Annotated in this window: 2 protein-coding genes; one reads left to right on the forward strand and one right to left on the reverse strand. The window is 73.6% G+C overall.

The window, feature by feature from the left end:
• Positions 1 to 510, reverse strand: a 510-nt coding sequence (locus K377_RS41135; protein ID WP_146614881.1) for a thioesterase II family protein, incomplete at its 3' end; no start/stop codon positions are given.
• Positions 511 to 803: 293 nt separating this feature from the next.
• Here K377_RS41135 and K377_RS41140 point away from each other — a divergent pair.
• Positions 804 to 1,265: a nuclear transport factor 2 family protein gene (locus K377_RS41140; protein WP_111668716.1), complete on the forward strand. Its 462-nt coding sequence runs from the start codon at positions 804 to 806 to the stop codon at positions 1,263 to 1,265.
• Positions 1,266 to 1,599: the final 334 nt, after the last annotated feature.

Consider the following 1,599-nt stretch of genomic DNA (forward strand, 5'->3'; position numbering starts at 1 on the left):
GCGCCAGGTCTCGCTGATGCGCAGGTCCGCGCGGATGGTCGGCGCGAACAGGTCCCACAGCTCCCGGTGTTCGAGCACCGAGGACGGGGTGCCGCCCATGGCCGTCAGCTCGTCGCGCAGTTCCTCGTCGGACAGCAGGTGCCGACGGTTGGCGTCCCCGTCCGGGTGCAGGGTGCCGCGCGCGGACACCCCGAGCCAGACCGGTGGGGTCCGGCCGGCGTCCAGGAGGCGCCGCGTCAGCTCGTAGGCGACCATGCCGCCCATGCTGTGCCCGAAGAACGCGAAGCGGCCGACGAGTTCGCCGTCCAGCTCGTGCAGGAAGTGGTCCAGGAGGGCTCCGGTGCTCCTCAGTGCGGGGCGCCCGTCGCGCGGCCCGCGGCCGGGCGCGTCGGGGCTGCGCACGTCCCAGCCGGCAGGGAAGTGGGCCGGCCAGTCCCGGTAGGCCAGGTGCGAACCACCGGAGTGGTGGAACACGAACAGGCGCAGCTCCGGCTCTTCCGCCTTGTGCATGGCGACTCCCTCGACGAGGCACTCACTTCCGGTGACCGGCGTGACCGGCGGTCAGGGCCGGGAAGCTCGGACGATAGCCGGGAGGGACGCGCGTCGGCGCCCGGCACCAGCGGGCCTCGACCGGTTCTCGTGGCGCCTTCTCGTGAGGCGCGCGCTCGAGGAGGGCTGGACGGGGGTGCGATCCGGCTCCCGGAAGCTGGCGGAACCGAGTCCGGTGTCCCGGAACCCCGCGGACGGCCCGGCCCCTCGGTGTTCCCGGCAGTTCCCGGTACGGACGAAAGCGAGGCCGGACCATGACCGTCGAGTTGGTGAGCACCGCCGAACACACCCCCGGCGGCGAGGAGTTCGCCGCCCTGTACGCGCAGGCACAGCGCTTCTACGCCGATCAGATGCGCATCCTGGACGTGCACGACACCGCGCGCTGGGCCGGTACCTTCACCGAGGACGCCCTCCTGGAGCTGCCCGCCCTGCCCGGACCGCTGCCGGCCCGGGCCGGACTCGCCCGCTACCCGCGCCCGGGCGCACAGGCGCGGCGGCGGGCCGGTGACCGGCTCGACCACTGGATCGGCGTGCTCGACGTGCGGCCGCAGGCCGACGGGACCCTGCGCACGCGCTGCTCGGCGCTGGTGTACACCGTGCCGCCCGGCACGGCGTCCAGGTCCCTGCACGTGTGTGTCATGGAGGACGTCCTGACGCGCGAGAGCGGCGAGTGGCGCATCGCCCACCGCCGGGTGACCCGTGACGACCTGGCCTGAGCCCGCCGCGCCGATCCCCCTGGACGGCGTACGGGCCGACGAGACACCGAGGAGAACCGCCGTGCCGCACTCAGCTCCCCCTCCCCCATCCCCTCCCGCCTCTTCTGCTGCTGCTTCCTCCTCCTCCGAAGAACGGGTGGCCGCCGCTCTGGAGACGCACCGCGCCCTGTCGCGCGGGCTCGGCAGGAGCGTTCCGCTCGCCGCGCTTCAACCGGCCTGCGGGGAACGGCAGTTCGCCGCCTTCGTCGCGGTCTACGCCGCTCAGCCGAAACGGGACGAGGAAGAAACAGACCGATAGCGCTGTTTCCGCGCCGGGGCGGGCCGGACCGGGATC

Origin of the sequence: Streptomyces sp. PsTaAH-137, assembly GCF_003259365.1 — a bacterium.
Taxonomy (GTDB): domain Bacteria; phylum Actinomycetota; class Actinomycetes; order Streptomycetales; family Streptomycetaceae; genus Streptomyces.